This window comes from Micromonospora arida (genome assembly GCF_042873195.1).
Taxonomy (GTDB): domain Bacteria; phylum Actinomycetota; class Actinomycetes; order Mycobacteriales; family Micromonosporaceae; genus Micromonospora; species Micromonospora arida.
This window is the reverse complement of sequence record NZ_JBIALC010000001.1, coordinates 548,003-564,936: the sequence shown is the minus strand read 5'-3', so window position 1 is coordinate 564,936 and position 16,934 is coordinate 548,003. Positions and strand designations below refer to the sequence as shown.

At 74.3% G+C, this 16,934-nt stretch carries 16 protein-coding genes and 2 pseudogenes; 11 read left to right on the top strand and 7 right to left on the bottom strand.

From position 1 onward, the window contains the following. Positions 1–13: 13 nt before the first annotated feature. The 11 genes and pseudogenes from cobO to cobA form a co-directional block, all read left to right on the top strand. Positions 14–625 carry a cob(I)yrinic acid a,c-diamide adenosyltransferase gene (gene cobO / locus ACFYP0_RS02830; RefSeq protein WP_112673096.1) on the top strand — a complete coding sequence of 204 codons (612 nt, stop codon included), beginning with the start codon at positions 14–16 and terminating at the stop codon, positions 623–625. Continuing rightward, the gene (locus ACFYP0_RS02825; protein WP_356977676.1) at positions 619–1,974 is read left to right on the top strand and encodes a cobyrinate a,c-diamide synthase; all 1,356 of its coding nucleotides are present in this window, start codon (positions 619–621) and stop codon (positions 1,972–1,974) included. Before cobO ends, ACFYP0_RS02825 begins: the two co-directional genes overlap by 7 nt. Then, on the top strand, positions 1,971–2,744 hold the full coding sequence (gene cobI / locus ACFYP0_RS02820; protein WP_356977678.1) for a precorrin-2 C(20)-methyltransferase: 774 nt from the start codon (positions 1,971–1,973) through the stop codon (positions 2,742–2,744). Before ACFYP0_RS02825 ends, cobI begins: the two co-directional genes overlap by 4 nt. Continuing rightward, on the top strand, positions 2,741–3,586 hold the full coding sequence (cobM, locus tag ACFYP0_RS02815) for a precorrin-4 C(11)-methyltransferase (RefSeq protein ID WP_356977680.1): 846 nt from the start codon (positions 2,741–2,743) through the stop codon (positions 3,584–3,586). Before cobI ends, cobM begins: the two co-directional genes overlap by 4 nt. After that, positions 3,583–4,734, top strand: coding sequence for a cobalt-precorrin-5B (C(1))-methyltransferase (locus ACFYP0_RS02810; protein WP_356977682.1), 1,152 nt, complete (start codon positions 3,583–3,585; stop codon positions 4,732–4,734). Before cobM ends, ACFYP0_RS02810 begins: the two co-directional genes overlap by 4 nt. Then, positions 4,731–6,047 (top strand): precorrin-6y C5,15-methyltransferase (decarboxylating) subunit CbiE, encoded by a 1,317-nt coding sequence (gene cbiE / locus ACFYP0_RS02805; RefSeq protein ID WP_356977684.1) that lies wholly within the window; start codon positions 4,731–4,733, stop codon positions 6,045–6,047. The genes ACFYP0_RS02810 and cbiE overlap by 4 nt, the downstream gene beginning before the upstream one ends. After that, the gene (gene cobJ / locus ACFYP0_RS02800) at positions 6,044–7,771 is read left to right on the top strand and encodes a precorrin-3B C(17)-methyltransferase (RefSeq protein ID WP_355493599.1); all 1,728 of its coding nucleotides are present in this window, start codon (positions 6,044–6,046) and stop codon (positions 7,769–7,771) included. The genes cbiE and cobJ overlap by 4 nt, the downstream gene beginning before the upstream one ends. Beyond that, positions 7,759–7,956, top strand: a complete 198-nt coding sequence (locus ACFYP0_RS02795; protein WP_355493598.1) for a 4Fe-4S binding protein — start codon at positions 7,759–7,761, stop codon at positions 7,954–7,956. The genes cobJ and ACFYP0_RS02795 overlap by 13 nt, the downstream gene beginning before the upstream one ends. After that, a complete protein-coding gene (locus tag ACFYP0_RS02790; RefSeq protein ID WP_355493597.1) occupies positions 7,953–8,549 on the top strand; it encodes a precorrin-8X methylmutase in 597 nt (198 codons plus the stop codon). The genes ACFYP0_RS02795 and ACFYP0_RS02790 overlap by 4 nt, the downstream gene beginning before the upstream one ends. Then, positions 8,546–8,917: pseudogene (locus tag ACFYP0_RS02785) on the top strand (sirohydrochlorin chelatase); the annotation flags it as partial. The gene ACFYP0_RS02790 and the pseudogene ACFYP0_RS02785, both read left to right, overlap by 4 nt. Positions 8,918–9,034: 117 nt before the next feature. Continuing rightward, positions 9,035–10,306: pseudogene (cobA, locus tag ACFYP0_RS02780) on the top strand (uroporphyrinogen-III C-methyltransferase); the annotation flags it as partial. 3 nt (positions 10,307–10,309) lie between these two features. On the opposite strand, the gene ACFYP0_RS02775 reads toward cobA, so the two are convergent. From ACFYP0_RS02775 to ACFYP0_RS02745, 7 genes are all read right to left on the bottom strand, one after another. Beyond that, positions 10,310–12,466 carry an FtsX-like permease family protein gene (locus tag ACFYP0_RS02775; RefSeq protein WP_386994110.1) on the bottom strand — a complete coding sequence of 719 codons (2,157 nt, stop codon included), beginning with the start codon at positions 12,464–12,466 and terminating at the stop codon, positions 10,310–10,312. Continuing rightward, positions 12,463–13,143 carry an ABC transporter ATP-binding protein gene (locus ACFYP0_RS02770; protein ID WP_355493594.1) on the bottom strand — a complete coding sequence of 227 codons (681 nt, stop codon included), beginning with the start codon at positions 13,141–13,143 and terminating at the stop codon, positions 12,463–12,465. The genes ACFYP0_RS02775 and ACFYP0_RS02770 overlap by 4 nt, the downstream gene beginning before the upstream one ends. Further along, positions 13,140–13,664 carry a PadR family transcriptional regulator gene (locus ACFYP0_RS02765; protein ID WP_124853978.1) on the bottom strand — a complete coding sequence of 175 codons (525 nt, stop codon included), beginning with the start codon at positions 13,662–13,664 and terminating at the stop codon, positions 13,140–13,142. The genes ACFYP0_RS02770 and ACFYP0_RS02765 overlap by 4 nt, the downstream gene beginning before the upstream one ends. Positions 13,665–13,781: 117 nt before the next feature. Continuing rightward, complete coding sequence (gene crcB, locus ACFYP0_RS02760; protein WP_386994107.1) at positions 13,782–14,144, bottom strand: fluoride efflux transporter CrcB; 363 nt, start codon at positions 14,142–14,144, stop codon at positions 13,782–13,784. Then, entirely contained in the window at positions 14,141–14,614 is a 474-nt protein-coding gene (locus tag ACFYP0_RS02755; RefSeq protein ID WP_386994105.1) for a fluoride efflux transporter FluC, read from the bottom strand. The genes crcB and ACFYP0_RS02755 overlap by 4 nt, the downstream gene beginning before the upstream one ends. Positions 14,615–14,723: 109 nt before the next feature. Then, positions 14,724–15,482 (bottom strand): class I SAM-dependent methyltransferase, encoded by a 759-nt coding sequence (locus ACFYP0_RS02750; protein ID WP_386994103.1) that lies wholly within the window; start codon positions 15,480–15,482, stop codon positions 14,724–14,726. Positions 15,483–15,621: 139 nt separating this feature from the next. Then, positions 15,622–16,842, bottom strand: a complete 1,221-nt coding sequence (locus ACFYP0_RS02745) for an MFS transporter (protein ID WP_355493590.1) — start codon at positions 16,840–16,842, stop codon at positions 15,622–15,624. Positions 16,843–16,934 lie beyond the last annotated feature (92 nt).

Here is a 16,934-nt window from a genome sequence, read left to right as displayed (position 1 = left end):
GGGGGACGGGCTGATGCCGCAGGGACAGCCGAGTTCGGTGCCCGCTGACGGGTTGACGACCCGGCAGCGGCGGCACCGGCCACTGCTGATCGTCCACACCGGACAGATGAAGGGGAAGTCGACGGCGGCCTTCGGGCTGGCGTTGCGGGCCTGGACGGCTGGTCTGCCGGTCGGGGTGTTCCAGTTCGTCAAGAGCGCCAAGTGGCGGGTCGGGGAGGAGAACGCCTTCCGGGCGCTCGGCGAGGTGCACGAGCGCACCGGCCAGGGCGCGCCGGTGGCCTGGCACAAGATGGGCGAGGGCTGGTCCTGGATCCAGCGCGGCGGCGACGCCGACCACGCCGCCGACGCCCTGGAGGGCTGGCGGCAGATCCAGCGTGACCTGGCCGCCGAGCGCTACGGACTGTACGTGCTGGACGAGTTCACCTACCCGATGAAATGGGGTTGGGTGGACGTCGACGAGGTGGTCGCCACCCTGGCCGACCGCCCCGGCTTCCAACACGTCGTGATCACCGGTCGGGACGCCGACCCGCGCCTGGTCGCCGCTGCCGACCTGGTCGCCGAGCTGACCAAGGTCAAGCACCCGATGGACGCCGGCCAGAAGGGCCAGAAGGGCATCGAGTGGTGAGCGCGAACAGGTCGTTGCCCCGGGTGGTGGTCGCCGCCCCCGCCAGCGGCCACGGCAAGACGACGGTGGCCACCGGGCTGCTCGCCGCGCTGCGCCGACGGGGCCTGACGGTCAGCCCGCACAAGGTCGGCCCCGACTACATCGACCCCGGCTACCACGCCCTCGCCGCCGGGCGGCCCGGGCGCAACCTCGACCCGTTCCTGGTCGGGGCCGACCGGATCGCCCCCCTGCTCCGACACGGCGCGAGCGTCCCCACGCCCGCCGACATCGCCGTGGTCGAGGGCGTCATGGGCCTGCACGACGGCGCGGTGGGACGCCGCGACTACGCCTCCACCGCGCACGTCGCCCGGCTGATCGAGGCACCCGTGCTGCTGGTGCTGGACACCACCGCGCAGGGCCGGTCGGCCGCCGCGCTCACCCTCGGCATGGCCGCGTTCGATCCGGCGGTACGGATCGGCGGGGTGATCCTCAACCGGGTCGGCTCACCCCGACATGAGACGCTGCTGCGCGACGCCCTCGCCGAGGTAGGCGTACCGGTGCTCGGGGCGGTGACCCGCGCCGCCGAAGTGGCCGCGCCGGCCCGGCACCTCGGACTGGTGCCGGTCGCCGAGCGGGCACCCGAATCCGTCGCGATCGTCACCGCGCTCGCCGAGCTGGTCGAGGCCACAGTGGACCTCGACGCCGTGCTCGACCTGGCCCGGAGCGCCCCGCCGCTGACCACCCCGGCGTGGGACCCGGTCGCCGCCGTCGGTGGGCCGGCCGGCGTCGAGCGGCCACGGGTCGCCCTCGCCGGTGGTCCGGCCTTCACCTTCTCGTACGCGGAGACCGCCGAACTGCTCACCGCGGCCGGCGCGGACGTCGTCACCGTCGACCCGCTGCGCGACCCGACGCTGCCCACCGGCACCCGGGCGCTGGTGATCGGCGGCGGCTTCCCCGAGGCGTACGCCCAGACGCTGGCCGACAACACCACGCTCCGCGCCGAACTGGCCGACTTCGACGGGCCGATCGTGGCCGAGTGCGCAGGACTGCTCTACCTCGGGCGGTCCCTGGACGGCGTACCGATGTGCGGCCGGCTGGACCTGACCGCCCGGATGACCGACCGGCTCACCCTCGGCTACCGGGAGGCCCTCGCCGTCACCGACTCCCCGGTGGCGCGCGCCGGTGAGCCGGTACGCGGCCACGAGTTCCACCGCACCACCACCGACCCGGGGCACGGCGACGCGCCGGCGTGGCGCTGGAACGACGCCGAGCACGGCTTCGTGGCCGGCCGCGTGCACGCCTCCTACCTGCACACCCACTGGGCCGGTCACCCGGACGCGGCCCGCCGGCTCGTCGAGGCGGCCCGATGAGCGCCACGCTCACCGGGGTCGGCGTCGGCCCGGGCGACCCCGAACTGCTCACCGTCAAGGCGGTGCGGCTGCTGCGCGGGGCCGACCTGGTCTTCGTACCCGTGATGGCGGACCGGGTCGCGCCCACCGCGCCCGCCGCTGCGACGCCGCCGGACGCGGACCCCGGGCGGGCCGAGGTGACCGTCCGGGAGTACGTGCCGGCGGAGCGGCTGCGCCGGCTGCCGTTCGCGTTGGACGACCGGGGTGGGGTCACCGCGCGCCGGGCAGCCGCCTGGGACGACGCCGCCCGGGTGGTGGTCGAGGCGATCGACGCGGGCGCACGGTCCCTCGCGTTCGCCACCATCGGCGACCCCAACGTCTACTCCACCTTCGGTTACCTGGCCCAGAGCGTCCGCGCGCTGCGCCCGGCGGTGCGCGTGGCGACAGTGCCCGGCGTCACCGCCATGCAGGAGTTGGCGGCGCGCAGCGGCACCCCGCTCTGCGAGGGACGCGAACCACTCACCCTGCTGCCGGCCACCGCGGGCCTGGCGCTCTTCGCCGAGGCCCTCGCCGGGCCGGGCACCGTGGTCGCCTACAAGGGCTGGCGGCGGCACCCGGAACTGCTCGCCGAGCTGCGCCGGCAGGGCCGCCTCGCCGACGCCGTGCTCGGACGCAGCCTGGGGCTCCCCGGTGAACGCATCGGGCCGGTCGACGACACCGAGCACGACCTGCCGTACCTGTCGACGCTGCTGGTTCCGGCCCGCCGCGAGCACCGAGGAGGAAAGCTGTGACCAGCGACGGCACCGTGTGGTTCGTCGGAGCCGGCCCGGGGGCGGCGGACCTGCTGACCCTGCGGGCCGCCCGGGTCATCGCCGAGGCGGACATCGTGATCTGGGCGGCCAGCCTGGTGCACGCCGACGTGCTCGACCACGCCCGACGCGGCGCGGAGATCGTCGACTCGTCGCAGCTGCCCATCGAGGGTGTGCTGCCGCTCTACCGGCGTGCCGCCGAGCAGGGGCTGAGAGTGGCCCGGATCCACTCCGGAGACCCGGCGCTGTGGGGCGCGGTGCAGGAGCAACTGGACCTGTGCCGGGCACTCGACCTGGCCGTCGAGATCGTGCCCGGGGTGTCCTCGTTCACCGCCGTCGCGGCGATCATCGGACGGGAGCTGACCGTGCCCGAGGTGGCCCAGTCGGTCATCCTCACCCGCCTCGAAGGCGGCAAGACCCCGATGCCGCCCGGCGAGCGGGTCCGGGACTTTGCCCGGCACGGCACCACGATGGCGCTGTTCCTCTCCGCCGCCCGCTCCGGGCAGGTGCAGGCCGAGCTGCTGGCCGGCGGCTACCCCGACGACACCCCGGCCGTGGTGGCGTACCAGGCGACCTGGCCCGACGAACTGGTGGTGCGCTGCACGGTCGGCACCCTGGAGGCGACGGTCAAGCAGCACAAGCTGTGGAAGCACACCCTGTTCCTGGTCGGCCCGGCCCTCGCCGCCGAGGGCACCCGCTCGCACCTCTACCACCCCGGGCACTTCCACACCTTCCGCCGGGCCGAGCCGGCCGCCCGCGCCGAGCTTCGCCGTCAGGCCGGGGCCCGCACCGGGGGGACAGCCACACCGGGGCACACACCATGACGTACGCGGAGCCACCGCTGCGCGAGCCGGACCTGCCGCGTACCGCGAAGGTCCGGCCCACCGCGCTGCGCACCGGCTGGACCACCGGCGCGTGCGCGACGGCGGCGGCGAAGGCCGCGGTCACCGCGCTCGTCACCGGCACCACCCAGCAGGAGGTGGAGATCGGGCTGCCCGCCGGACGTCGGGTGCGCTTCCCGGTGGAGCGCTGCGAGGTGACCGGCACCCCACCGGTCCGGGCCGAAGCGGTGGTGGTCAAGGACGCCGGGGACGACCCGGACGTCACCCACGGCGCCGAGCTGACCGCCACCGTGAACTGGACCGACGTACCCGGCCTGCGGCTGGCCGGTGGTGCCGGCGTCGGCACGGTCACCAAACCCGGCCTCGGGCTCGCGGTCGGCGGCCCGGCGATCAACGACACCCCCCGCCGGATGATCGGCGAGGCGGTGGCCGAGGTCGTCGACCTCGGCGAGGTCGGGGTCCGGGTGGTGATCAGCGTGCCCCGGGGCGAGATCATGGCCCGCAAGACCACCAACCGTCGGCTCGGCATCCTCGGCGGCATCTCGATCCTCGGCACCACCGGGATCGTCCGTCCCTTCTCCACCGCGTCGTGGCGCGCCAGCGTCGTGCAGGCCGTGCACGTGATGGCCGCCCAGGGCGAGCCGACAGTGGTGCTCTGCACCGGTGGGCGTACCGAGCGGGCCGCCCGCGCGCTCCTGCCGGACCTTCCCGAGGTGTGCTTCGTCGAGGTCGGCGACTTCACCGGGGCCGCGGTGACCGCCGCCGTGGGTGACGCGATGACCGGTGTGGTGTTCGTCGGTATGGCCGGCAAGCTGGCCAAACTCGCGGCCGGCATCCTGATGACCCACTACACCCGCTCGAAGGTGGACCTCTCCCTGCTCGGCGCGGTGACCGCCGAGGCCGGAGGCGACCCGTCGCTCGTCGCCGCCGTGACCGAGGCGAACACCGGGCGGCACGCGTACGAGTTGTGGGAGGCCGCGGGGCTGCTCGCCCCGGCCGGCGACCTGCTCTGCCAGCGGGTCCGCCAGGTGCTGCGGCGCTTCGCCGGGCCGACGGTCACAGTGGACGTGGCGATGGTCGACTTCGCCGGAGCGCACGTCGTCGCCTCGTCCGGCCGGTGGCCCCGATGACGCGGATGGCCTCGGTGACGCCGGTGGCCCCGGTGACCGTGGTCGGTCTGGACGCGGCGGGCGCACCCGCGCACCCCGCACTCGCACCGGTGCTGGCCACCGCCGGGCTGGTGGTCGGGGCCGCCCGGCACCTGGCCGCGGTGCCCGTACCGGCCGGCGCGGACACCATCACCCTCGGGCCACTCGCCCCCGCGCTGCGCCGCCTCGCAGCGGCCGTCGACGCCGGGGTGCCGGCTGTGGTGCTGGCCAGCGGCGATCCTGGCCTGTTCGGCATCGTCCGGCGGCTGCGCGCGGCCGGGCTGCCGCTGCGGGTGGTGCCGGCGGTGTCCAGTGTGGCCGCCGCGTTCGCCAGCGCCGGGCTGCCCTGGGACGGCGCCGCCGTGGTCACCGCGCACGGGCGCGACCCCCGAGCCGCAGTGAACGCCTGCCGGGCGCTGCCACTGGTCGCGGTGCTCACCGCGCCCGGCGCCGGCGCGGCCGAGTTGGGCGCCGGCCTGATCGGCTGGTCGCGCCGCCTGCTGGTCGCCGAGCACCTGGGCACCGCCGCCGAACGGATCCGCGCGGTGACCCCCGAACAGGCCGCCGCCGAGACCTGGGCCGACCCGCACGTCCTGCTCAGCCTCGCCGACCCCGTACCGGCCGGCCTTGCGCCCGCCGACCCCGTACCGGCCGGGTCTGCGGACGCCCGGCCCGCCGACGCCGTTCCCAACAGGGGCGCGACCGGCGGCATGCGCGCCGACAACCAGCCCGCCGCCGCGCCGACCGGAGGCTGGGCGCTGCCGGAGACCCGGTACGCCCACCGCGACTCCATGATCACAAAGTCGGAGGTGCGCGCCCTCGTCGTCGCCCGGCTGCGCCCCCGACTGGGCCGGCTGATCTGGGACATCGGGGCGGGCAGCGGCTCGGTCGGCATCGAGTGCGCGCTGCTCGGCGCGGCCGTGGTCGCCGTCGAACAGGACTCCGAGGCCGGTGCCACCATCCAGGCCAATGCCGCCGTCCACGCCGTGCACGTTCGGCTGGTCACCGGACGTGCCCCGGCGGCGCTGGCCGACCTCCCCGAACCCGACGCGGTCTTCGTCGGCGGTGGCGGCGTCGACGTCCTCACCGCCGTGGTGGCCCGCCAACCCGAGCGGCTGGTGCTCACCCTGGCCGCACTGGACCGGGTCGCACCGGCCGTGGGTCTGCTGCGCGCCGCCGGCTACACGGTCGAGGGCAGCCAGCTCTCCGCCGCCCGCCTCGCCGACCTGCCCGGCGGGTCGATCCGCCTCGCGGCCACCAACCCGGTGGTCGTCCTCACCGGGGAGCGCCCGTGACCGACCAGAACCCGCCCGCCCGGATCGGCCTGGTGGCGGCCACCGCCGCCGGCCGCCGGCACGCCGACACCCTGACCGCCGCCTGGCCGCACGCCCGGCTGATCGAGGCGCAGACCGTCGCCGACGCGCTACGGACCGCCTGGGCCGGGTGTGACGCGGTCATCGCGTTCCTGGCCACCGGGGCGGTGGTGCGCATCGTCGCGCCGCTGCTCGACGACAAGCGCACCGACCCGGCGGTGGTGGTCGTCGACGAAGCGGCCCGGCACGCCGTGGCGCTGCTCGGTGGGCACGCCGGCGGAGGCAACGCGCTCGCCGAGCAGGTCGCCGACCTGCTGGACGCCCGACCGGTGATCACCACCGCCACCGACGCGGTCGACCTGCCAGGGCTGGACACCCTCGGCTGGCCCGTCCAGGGCGCTGTCGCCGCGGTGTCCCGGGCCATCCTGGACGGCGAGCCGGTCCGGCTGATCGCCGACGCCGACTGGCCGCTGCCCGCCCTGCCCCCGAACGTGCGCGCCGCTGACGAGGACCCGACGGACGACGGGTACCGGCTGCTGGTCACCGATCGGGTCGTGCCACCCGACGAGCGGACCGCCGTGCTGCGGCCACCGTCGCTGGTAGTCGGCGTGGGCGCGAGTCGGGGCGTACCCGCCGCGGAGGTGGCGGAGCTGCTGCACCGGGTGCTGGCCGAGGCCGGCCTCGACCCGGCAAGCCTGCGCTGCCTGGCAACCGCCGACATCAAGGCCGACGAGGCGGGCATCCGCAGCACCGTCGACGCGCTCGGCGTACCCCTGGTGACCTGGCCGGCGACGCGGCTGGCGGCGGTCGACGTGCCGCACCCCAGCGAGGTGGTCCGCGCCGCGGTCGGCACGCCGAGCGTGGCGGAGGCCGCGGCCCTGCTCGGCCCGGACGGCCGGGCCGACGACGCGACGCTGCTGGTGGGGAAGACCGCGACGGCGATGGCCACCGTGGCGGTGGCCCGGCACGCGCCACGCGGCCGGCTGGCCGTCGTCGGCCTCGGGCCGGGCGCCGCCGACCTGCGCACCCCCCGCGCGGTGGCCGAGCTACGTCGCGCCGCCGTGGTGGTCGGCCTCGACCAGTACCTGGAGCAGGTCCGCGACGTGCTCCGCCCCGGCACCCGGGTGCTCTCCAGCGGGCTGGGCGCGGAGGAGGCGCGGGCGCGCGCCGCCGTCGCCGAGGCCGCCGCCGGCCGGGCGGTCGCGCTGATCGGCTCCGGCGACGCCGGGGTGTACGCGATGGCCAGCCCCGCCCTGGAGTACGCCGACGAGCGCATCGACGTGGTGGGCGTGCCCGGTGTCACCGCCGCCCTCGCGGCCGGGGCGCTGCTCGGCGCGCCGCTCGGCCACGACCACGCCTACCTGAGCCTGTCCGATCTGCACACCCCGTGGGACGTCATCGAACGGCGGGTGACCGCCGCCGCCGAGGGTGACTTCGTGACCCTCTTCTACAACCCGCGCAGCCGGGCCCGCGACTGGCAGCTCGGCAAGGCGCTCGGCATCCTCGCCGCGCACCGGTCACCGGACACCCCGGTGGGCGTGGTGCGCAACGCCAGCCGCCCCGGCCAACAGGTGCACCTCGCGACCCTCGCCACGCTCGACCCGGCCATCGTCGACATGTACAGCGTCGTGGTCGTCGGCAGCAGCGACACCCGGCTGGTCGCCGGCCGGATGGTCACACCCCGGGGGTACCGGTGGCGCTCGTGACGATCCACGCCTGCCAGGGCTGCGGCGCCTGCCTGCTCACCTGCCCCACGCACGCGATCCGACCGGTCGCCGGTGGCCTCACCGTCCGCGCCGACCGGTGCACAGGCTGCCTGGAGTGCCTGGAGATCTGCCCGGTCGACGCGATCCGCGTCGTCGAGCCCAACCTTTCTGAAGGAGCCCGATGAGCCGGGTGGTGCACCCCATCGAGGCCGAGTCGTACCGCATCCTGCGCGAGCGCGTCGACCTGTCGCACCTGCCGCCGCTGAGCCGCGCGGTGACCGAGCGGGTCGTGCACGCCAGCGCCGACCTCGCGTACGTCGACGACCTCGTGTGCGACGAGGCCGCCCTGGAAGCGGGGCTGACGGCTCTGCGCGCCGGCGCGCCCGTGGTCACCGACGTGGCGATGGTCGCCGCCGGCATCACCCGCGCCGGCCTGGAACTGGTCTGCCCGGTCGCCGAACCCGCCGCCGCCGCGCTGGGCCGCTCGGCCGGGATCACCCGCTCGGCGGCGGCCGTCCGGATCGCCCTGGAACGGGTCGGGACCGGAGCGGTCTGGGTGGTCGGCTGCGCGCCCACCGCGCTCGTCGAACTGCTCAGCCTGGACGCCGCACCGGCGCTCGTCGTCGGCCTGCCGGTCGGCTTCGTGGGCGCCGCCGAGTCGAAGGCGGCGTTGCGGGCCAGCGGCCTGCCCGCCGTGTCCAACGTGGGGGAGAAGGGTGGCTCGGCCGTCGCCGCCGCCGCCCTCAACGCCCTGCTCTACGTCGAGGAGAAGTCATGACCGGGTTGGTCATCGTCGGGCACGGTACGCGCAGCGTGGCCGGGGTCGAGCAGTTCGCCGCTCTCGTCGAGCGGGTCCGCGGTCGCGGGGACATCGACGACGTCGAGGGCGGCTTCATCGAGCTGTCCCGCCCACCGCTGACCGACGCCGTCGGCGCTCTCGTCGCCCAGGGGCACCGGGCGCTGGTGGCGCTGCCGCTGGTGCTCACCGGCGCCGGTCACGGCAAGGGCGACATCCCCGCCGCCATGGCCCGGGAGCAGCAGCGCCACCCCGGGCTGAGCTACCGCTACGGCCGCCCGCTCGGCCCCCACCCGCTGCTGCACGACGCCCTCGAACAGCGCATCGACGCCGCACTGGCCGGCGCCGACCGAGCCGGCACGGAGCCGGCTGGTGCCGACCGGGCCGGCACGGAGCCGGCTGGTGCCGACCGGGGCGGCAAGGTGCCGGCTGGTGCCGACCGGGGCGGCAAGGTGCCGGCTGGTGCCGACCGGGCCGGCACGTGGGTGGCCTTGATCGGGCGGGGATCCACCGACCCGGACGCCAACGCCGAGGTCGCCAAGGTCGCCCGGCTGCTCTGGGAGGGACGCGGCTACGCGGGCGTCGAGCCGGGGTTCATCTCCCTGGCGCAGCCGTCGGTGCCGGCCGTGCTGGAGCGCCTACGCCGCCTCGGCGCGCGGCGGATCGTGGTGGCGCCGTACTTCCTGTTCGCCGGCGTGCTGCCGGACCGGATCGTCGCCCAGTCGGCGGAGTTCGCCGCGGCCCACCCCGACCTGGACGTCCGCGTCGCCGAGGTGATCGGCGACTGTGACGCCCTCGCCGACCTCGTTTTGGAACGGTACGACGAGGCGCTGGGCGGGGACATCAGGATGAACTGCGACACCTGCGCGTACCGGGTGTTGATGCCCGGCTTCGCGGACAAGGTGGGTCGCCCGCAACGCCCGCACGACCACCCCGACGACCCGGTCGGCCACCACCATCACCATCACGGGCACGACCACCACGACCACGCACACCACGACCCTGGTTCGGTCGCCGTGGTCGGCGGCGGGCCGGGGCCCGACGACCTGATCACGGTACGCGGAAAGGCCCTCCTCGACGCCGCGGACGTCGTCGTGGTCGACCGGTTGGCCCCGCAGGGGCTGCTCGCCGGACTGCGCCCCGACGTGCTGGTGGTCGACGCCGCCAAGGTGCCCCGTGGCCCGTCGATGGCCCAGGAGGCAATCAACGCGGCCCTGGTGTCGCACGCCCGCGCCGGTCGGCGGGTGGTCCGGCTCAAGGGCGGCGACCCGTACGTCTTCGGGCGCGGCCACGAGGAGGTGCAGGCCTGCGTGGCGGCCGGCGTCCCGGTGACCGTGGTCCCCGGGGTGAGCAGCGCGCTCGCCGCGCCGGCCCTCGCCGGCGTGCCGGTGACGCACCGCGGCGTGGCGCACGACGTCACCGTCGTGTCCGGACACCTGCCGCCCGGGCACCCCGACTCGCTTGTCGACTGGGCGGCGCTGGCTCGCGCCCGGGGCACCGTCGTGTTGCTGATGGCCGTCGACACCATCGCCAAGATCGCGTCGGTGCTGATCGAGCACGGCCGTGCCCCGGAGACTCCGGTGCTCGCCGTGCAGGACGCCGGGCAGGCCGACCAGCGGTCGGTGCCCGCCCGGCTGGACGAGATCGGCGCGGTCGCCGCCCGCGAGGACATTCGTCCGCCCGCCGTCTTCGTCCTCGGCCCGGTGGTCGCGCTGCCGACCACCGGGCTCACGGTCTGACGATCACTCGCTGCGGGCGGTCTCCGGCCCGGTGATGCGTTCCAGCAGCGGCAGGGTGGAGGCGATGACACCGAGGCAGGCTGCCAACCCGACGACGACGATCACGTAGAAGCGTGGCTCCGGCGCGATCAGCGTGTAGCCCATCTGTGCCCGCAGGAACAGGTGGGCGGCGAGGAGGCCCATCCCGATGGCGACGGCGGCGACGGCGAGCATCGGTACGGCGCTCTCCAACGCGACCACCCGGCGCAGGACCCGCACCGGCGCGCCGCTGAGGCGCAGCAGGCTGAACGGGCGTCTGCGCTCGGTGAGACCACCGATGACGCTGACCGCGAGGCTGCACCCGCCGAGCGCGAGGCTGGCGATGATGATGACGTTGGCGAGTTGTTCCCAGGCGCGCAGCGTGTCGGCGAAGTCCGACTCGAAGTCGCCGGGCACGTTCGGCCCCACCCAGAAGGTCGGGAAGGCGACCTCCAGCACGGTGCGGACGCGCTCGATGGCGGTGGTGGAGCCGTCCGTGCCCACGACGACCGAGATCACCGGCAGCCGCTGGAGGTCGTCGAGCGTGATCGACGCCGCGCGCCACTCCGTTGTGGACGACGCCGACTCCCGCCAGCGGCTCAGACCCATCGGCACCTCGATGACGGTGGCACCCTGGGCGCACCGGCCGTACGCGCTCGGGAGGTCGGCGCAGGCGATCACCCCGCCCTCGCCGCCGGTGTTGATGTCCGGGGCTTCTCGGATCGCGGTGGCGGACCGCACGCCGCTGATCGAGTGCAGCTCGGCGAAGAGCGTGTCCGGCACCGTCGCCGCCTTCTCATCGAAGACGGTGGTGACCGTGCCCGCGTCGGTCGAGCCGACCGGTGCCGGACCGCGTTCGTCGACGATCGTGGTGATCACGCCGACGGCGACGCTCGTGACGAAGAGCGCGAGCATGATCCCGCTGATCGCCCGGAAGCCGGCCTTCGGGTTGTCCGCCAGGCGGCGCGCGGCGATGAGCGTGGCCGGGCGGTTCGCGTACCGGGCCATGACCCGGGCGCCGACCATCGTCAACCACGGGCCGGCGAAGACCAGGCCGGCCATGATGAGCAGCAGGCCGGGCAGGAAGATCGCAGTCTGGCCGTCGGATGACTCGGGTCGGTAGCCGAGCGCGAACACCAGCACTGCGACGCCGAGCACCATCGGGATCAGCCGGTACGCGCGCGGCGCGCGGGGGGTGACCCGACGGGTGACGCCCAGCGGCGAGATCCGTACGCGGCGCAGCGAGATCTGTGCTGCCAGCGCCGCGCCGGCCGGAACACCGAGCGCCACGAGCAGGGTGTCCAGCACCCCCAGGGACATGTCGCTGGGGAAGAACGGCATGCCGGTGAACGGGATGCCCGCGAGCGGGTCGCGGAAGGCGTAGAACAGTCCGAAGCCGACGGCGGTGCCGGCGACGGCGGCGGCGGCCGCCTCCACCGCGGCGACGATCGCGATCTGCCGGGGTGTCGCGCCGACCAGGCGCATCGCGGCGAAGCGCTGCTCCCGGCGGGCGGCGCTGAGCCGGGTGGCGGTGCCGATGAAGATCAGCACCGGGAACAGCAGCCCACCGGCGATCACGCCCAGGATGAGGTTCACTGCGGTCTCGGGCAGGGCGGGGGCGTCGCCGACGCTGGTGACCTGCCGCGCGTTGGGTAGTTTGGCCACCTGGTCGGGGGTGCCGCCGGCGATGACGAGCAGGGTGTTCGGCGAGGTCAGCGCGGCCGGGCCGACGGTGCCGAGGTCACGCCCCGGGTAGCGGTCGCCCAGTTGGTCGCCCGGGTGGGCGGCCAGCAGTTCGCGGAGCGCTGGCGAGGCGTAGTACTCGCCGGGGCCTGGGATGCTCGGGATGCCGACCGGGGTGGGCGCGGTCGAGCCGGTTGCGGCGACGTCGATGCGGATGATCTGCTCACCGTGGAAGTAGTCCTGCCGGGTCGACCACGCCAGCGGGTCGGCGTCGCCGCCCGTCGAGGCGTTGGGATAGACCGATGCGTACCGGGTGAGCTGGGAGTTGACCGCGTTGACCCCGGCGAGGGTGGTCAGTAGCAGCCCGCTGCCGATCGCGACGGCGGCGGCGATGACGATCAGGCGGGTGAGCGCCTCACGGCCGCCGGCCAGGGCGAGGCGGAGCCCGAAGCGGATCATGAGGCGATCCGGTCCGGCGCGTTCACGCGCCCGTCGCGGACCATGACCTCACGGTCGGCGTACGCGGCGATCCGGGGCTCGTGGGTCACCAGGATGACGGTGGTGCCCTGCTCGCGGGCGGCGCCGACCAGCAGGTCCATCACCTGCTCGCCGGTGAGCGAGTCGAGCGCGCCGGTCGGTTCGTCGGCGAAGAGCACCTGCGGCTCGGCGACCAGGCCGCGGGCCAGGGCCACACGTTGTGCCTGCCCACCGGACAGCTCACCCGAGCGCCGCTGCTCCAGGCCGTCGAGGCCGAGGCGCGAGAACCAGGCACTGGCCTTCGGCAGCGCCCGCTTCCGGTGTACGCCGCTGAGCAGCAGCGGCAGCGCGACGTTCTCCACAGCGGTCAGCTCGGGGACGAGTTGACCGAACTGGAACACGAAACCGAACCGGTCCCGGCGCAGGCTGCTGCGCTCGGTCTCGGCCATGGCGTGCACCCGGGCCCCGTCGAAGAGGATCTCGCCGGAGTCGGGCACCAAAATGCCGGCCAGGCAGTGCAACAGGGTGGACTTGCCCGAGCCGCTGGGGCCCATGACAGCGAGGATCTCGCCCGCCTCCACCGCGACGCTGGCGCCGCGCAGGGCGGGCGTCTGGCCGAAGGAGAACGCCACGTCCCGTGCTTCGATCACGACGCTCACGGCCGCACCTCTTTCCGTAGGGCGTCCAGCCGGGCGCCGGTCATCTCGATCCACCGGAGGTCCGCCTCCAGGTGGTAGAGACCGTGGTCGGCGAGCAGCGCGTCGACCAGGCTGCCGGCGCGCTTGATCTCGGTGAGCTCACGCATCCGGTGCAGGTGCGCGCTGCGCTGGGTGTCGAGGTATTCGGCGGCCGGCCGGTCGAGCATCAGCGCGAGCACGACCTTGGCGAACAGCACCGTCTGCAGGTGCGGCTCCGGGTCGACCGGTTGGGTGAGCCACTGCTCGACCTCTGTCGCGCCGACGTCGGTGATGACGTAGCGCTTGCGGTCGGGGCCGGAGCCGGGGGCGACGTCGCTGATCACCACCTTGCCGTCGCGGGCCAGTCGGCTGAGGGTGGAGTAGACCTGGCCGAACGGCAGTGGCTTGCCCCGGCCGAAGAAGGCGTCGTAGTCGCGCTTCAGGTCGTAACCGTGGCTGGGCTCGCGTTCGAGGAGTCCGAGGAGGGTCAGTGGCACGCTCATGCCGAGGAGACTACACCGAGGGTATACCTCGCGTATATACCCTCGGTGCTTTCGTGGGGCACGCCTGGTCCAGGCGTTGCTGAGGATGGAGTCGGGCGCGGCGCGGCCGGTGTGCGGTCAGCCGATCAGGGTGCGGGCCAAGGCGTAGCCGGCGGTTGCCGCGGCGAGCCCGGCGGCCACGCTGCCGAGCACGTTGGCCAGCGCGAGGAGTCGATGACCGCCAGCGGTCAGCCGCAGCGTCTCGTAGCTGAAGGTGGAGTAGGTGGTCAGCGCGCCGCAGAACCCGGTGCCGAGCAACGCGCTGACCGCCGGACCGGCCGGCCACCCGACCAGGAGGCCGAGCAGCAGCGACCCGGCCACGTTGACGAGCAGCGTCCCCCAGGGGAACGCCGAGCCGTGCCGGGACTGCACGGCCCGGTCGGTGAGGTAGCGCAGCGGCGCGCCGATCGCCGAGCCCAGTGCGATGAGCAGCACGGTCATCGGGTCACCCGACCCAGCAGCCCGGCGGTGACGGCGTCGCCCAAGGCGACCGCGACGAGCGCCCCGAGCACCGTCGCGGCGAGATACGCCAGCGCGGTGCCCGGCGCGCCCGCGACGATCGCCTGCTGGACGTCGACCGCGTACGTGGAGAAGGTGGTGAACCCGCCGAGCACCCCGACCCCGAGGAACGGTCGAGCCAGTGGGTGCCCACCGTCGAGGTGCCCGAGCACCGCCATCAGCACGCCGATCAGCAGGCAGCCGGCCGTGTTGATGGTGAACGTGGCCCACGCAAAGCTCGTCGGCGCGTGCGGAACGGCGTGTTGCAGGCCGGCCCGGGCCAGCGCGCCGAGCACCCCGCCGGCCGCGATCACGGCGAGAATCGTCGCGGGGCGCGCGGTCAGCTCGCGGCGGTCGGCGGGGACGCGCAGGTCGACGTCGGGATCGGTACGCGGCTCGAACGGCTCTGGCACGGCTCCTCAGCGTAGTGGGGCGACGTCGGCGTCAGCGCACTGCTGGCGAGGGCGGCGTCAGCGCCCTGCTGCGACGGCGGGCGTCAGCGCCCTGCCGGCGACGGCGGCGTCAGCGCACCGCCGCGACGACGGCGTCGGGGCCACCTCGCCAGACCGTGCCGACCTCGCTGAAGCCCGCCGCGGTGAGCGCCGCCAGGTGCCAGGAGACCGGCGGGTTCCACTCGGGGCTGTGCCCGGTCGGGTAGATGGCGTGTCGTTGGGCGACCAGCGGGGCGAGCGCCGGGTCGGCGCCGGCCCGCTCCCACCAGTCCGACCAGGACAGCATCGAGCCGGCGGCGTACCGGGCGTTGCGCCGGTCCCGGGCCCGGTCCATCAGCCGCTTGGTCAGCTCCGGCAGGGTGTCGTCGGGCATGTGGTCGGCGTTGACGAAGACGCCGCCCGGTCGCAGCACGTCGCGCAGTTCGGCGTAGAGCTGCTTCAGCCGGTCGGCCGGCAGCCAGTGCATGGCGGTTGCGGTGAGTACGGCGTCGTACTCCTGGTGCGGGAGCGTGGAGCGCCACTCGGGGGTGCCGAGGTCGGCCGTGACGATGGTGGCCCGGTCGGCCAGCGAGGCGGCGGCGATGGCGAGCAGCGCCGGGTCGAGGTCGACCACTGTCGTCTCGGCGGCGGGGAAGCGAGCGAGGGTCCGCAGCGAGATGGTGCCGGTGCCGCCGGCCAGGTCGAGCACGCGCGGCGGTCGGCCGTCGAGGACCACGTCGATGGTGTCGAGCATGGCGGTGAACCGGTGCTCACGGTCCGGCATGAACGCTTCCTGCTGGCGGTCCCAGCTTTCCTGCCAGGCCCAGGGATCCGCGATGTAAGGACTCATGGCGATCAGGCTAGTTACGTCGCCGACGCGTTGTCCAGACCTTGTTGCACATCTTTTGCAATTGCGAGAAGATGGCAGGGCGATGATCGAAGCAACGCCGGGCCGGGCATCCGCCGGCCCGGCGTTGTCATCGGGCGGGTCAGACGGCGGTCCCCGCCAGCTCCGCCTCGGCTCCCGCCGGCTCGTCGCGGCGGGCCAGCCGCAGCGCGCCGAGGAGTACGCCCAGACCGATGAGGGTGAGTGTGGCGCCGGCCCAGATCGGTGAGGTATAGCCGAGTCCGGCGGCGATGGTCACCCCGCCGATCCACGCGCCCAATGCGTTGCCGAGGTTGAACGCGGCGATGTTCGCCCCGGACGCCAGGGTCGGCGCCTGGCGGGCGTACCGCATGATCCGCATTTGCAGCGGCGGCACGGTGGCGAAGCCGAACCCGCCCATCAGCACCAGCGCGACGATGGTCAGCACCGGGTTCGTGGCGGTCAGCGCGAAGCCGACGAGCACCACGGTGAGCACCGCCAGGACGGTGACCAGCGTGCGCGACAGTGACCTGTCCGCCGCCCGACCGCCGAGCAGGTTGCCCGCGAAGAGCCCCACGCCGAAGAGGACGAGCAGCCACGGCACCGTGCTGGTGGCGAAGCCGCTGACCTCGGTGAGCGTGTAGGCGATGTAGGTGAACGCGCCGAACATCCCACCGAAGCCCAGGACGGTGATCACCAGGGAGAGCCAGACCTGCGGGTGGGTGAAGGCGCGCAATTCGCCGCGCAGCCCGCCGACCGGGCGATCGGCGTTGGCGGTGGCGCCCGCCGGGATGAGCAGGGCCAGCCCGGTCAGGGCGACCACCCCGATGGCGGTGATCGCCCAGAACGTCGACCGCCAGCCGAAGTGCTGCCCGAGGAAGGTGCCGAACGGCACGCCGAGCACGTTGGCGATGGTCAGGCCGGCGAACATCATGGCGATGGCGCCCGCCCGTCGAGCCGGTGCGACCAGGCCCGCGGCGACCACCGCGCCGATGCCGAAGAACGCGCCGTGACAGAGCGCGGCGACGATCCGGCCGGCCATCATCACGGCGTAGTCGCCGGCGACGGCGGAGAGCAGGTTGCCGATGATGAAGAGCACCATCAGGCCGAGCAGTACCGGTTTGCGCGGCAGGCGGGTGACCGCCGCGGTGAGGGCGACCCCGCCGACGGCCACGCTGAGCGCGTAGCCGGAGATCAACCAGCCGGCCACCGGCTCGGTGACCGCGAAATCGGCGGCCACCTCGGGCAACAGCCCCATGATCACGAATTCGGTGAGGCCGATGCCGAAGGCGCCGATGGCCAACGCGATCAACCCGGGTGGCAGGGACTTTGGGCGTACGGACATGGTCTTCCCATCGGGAGAGGTCAGATATGCGGCGCATGCAACTACACGCGCCAGCAACGAAATACTTGCACGCGCTTTATATCGGCGCAAGC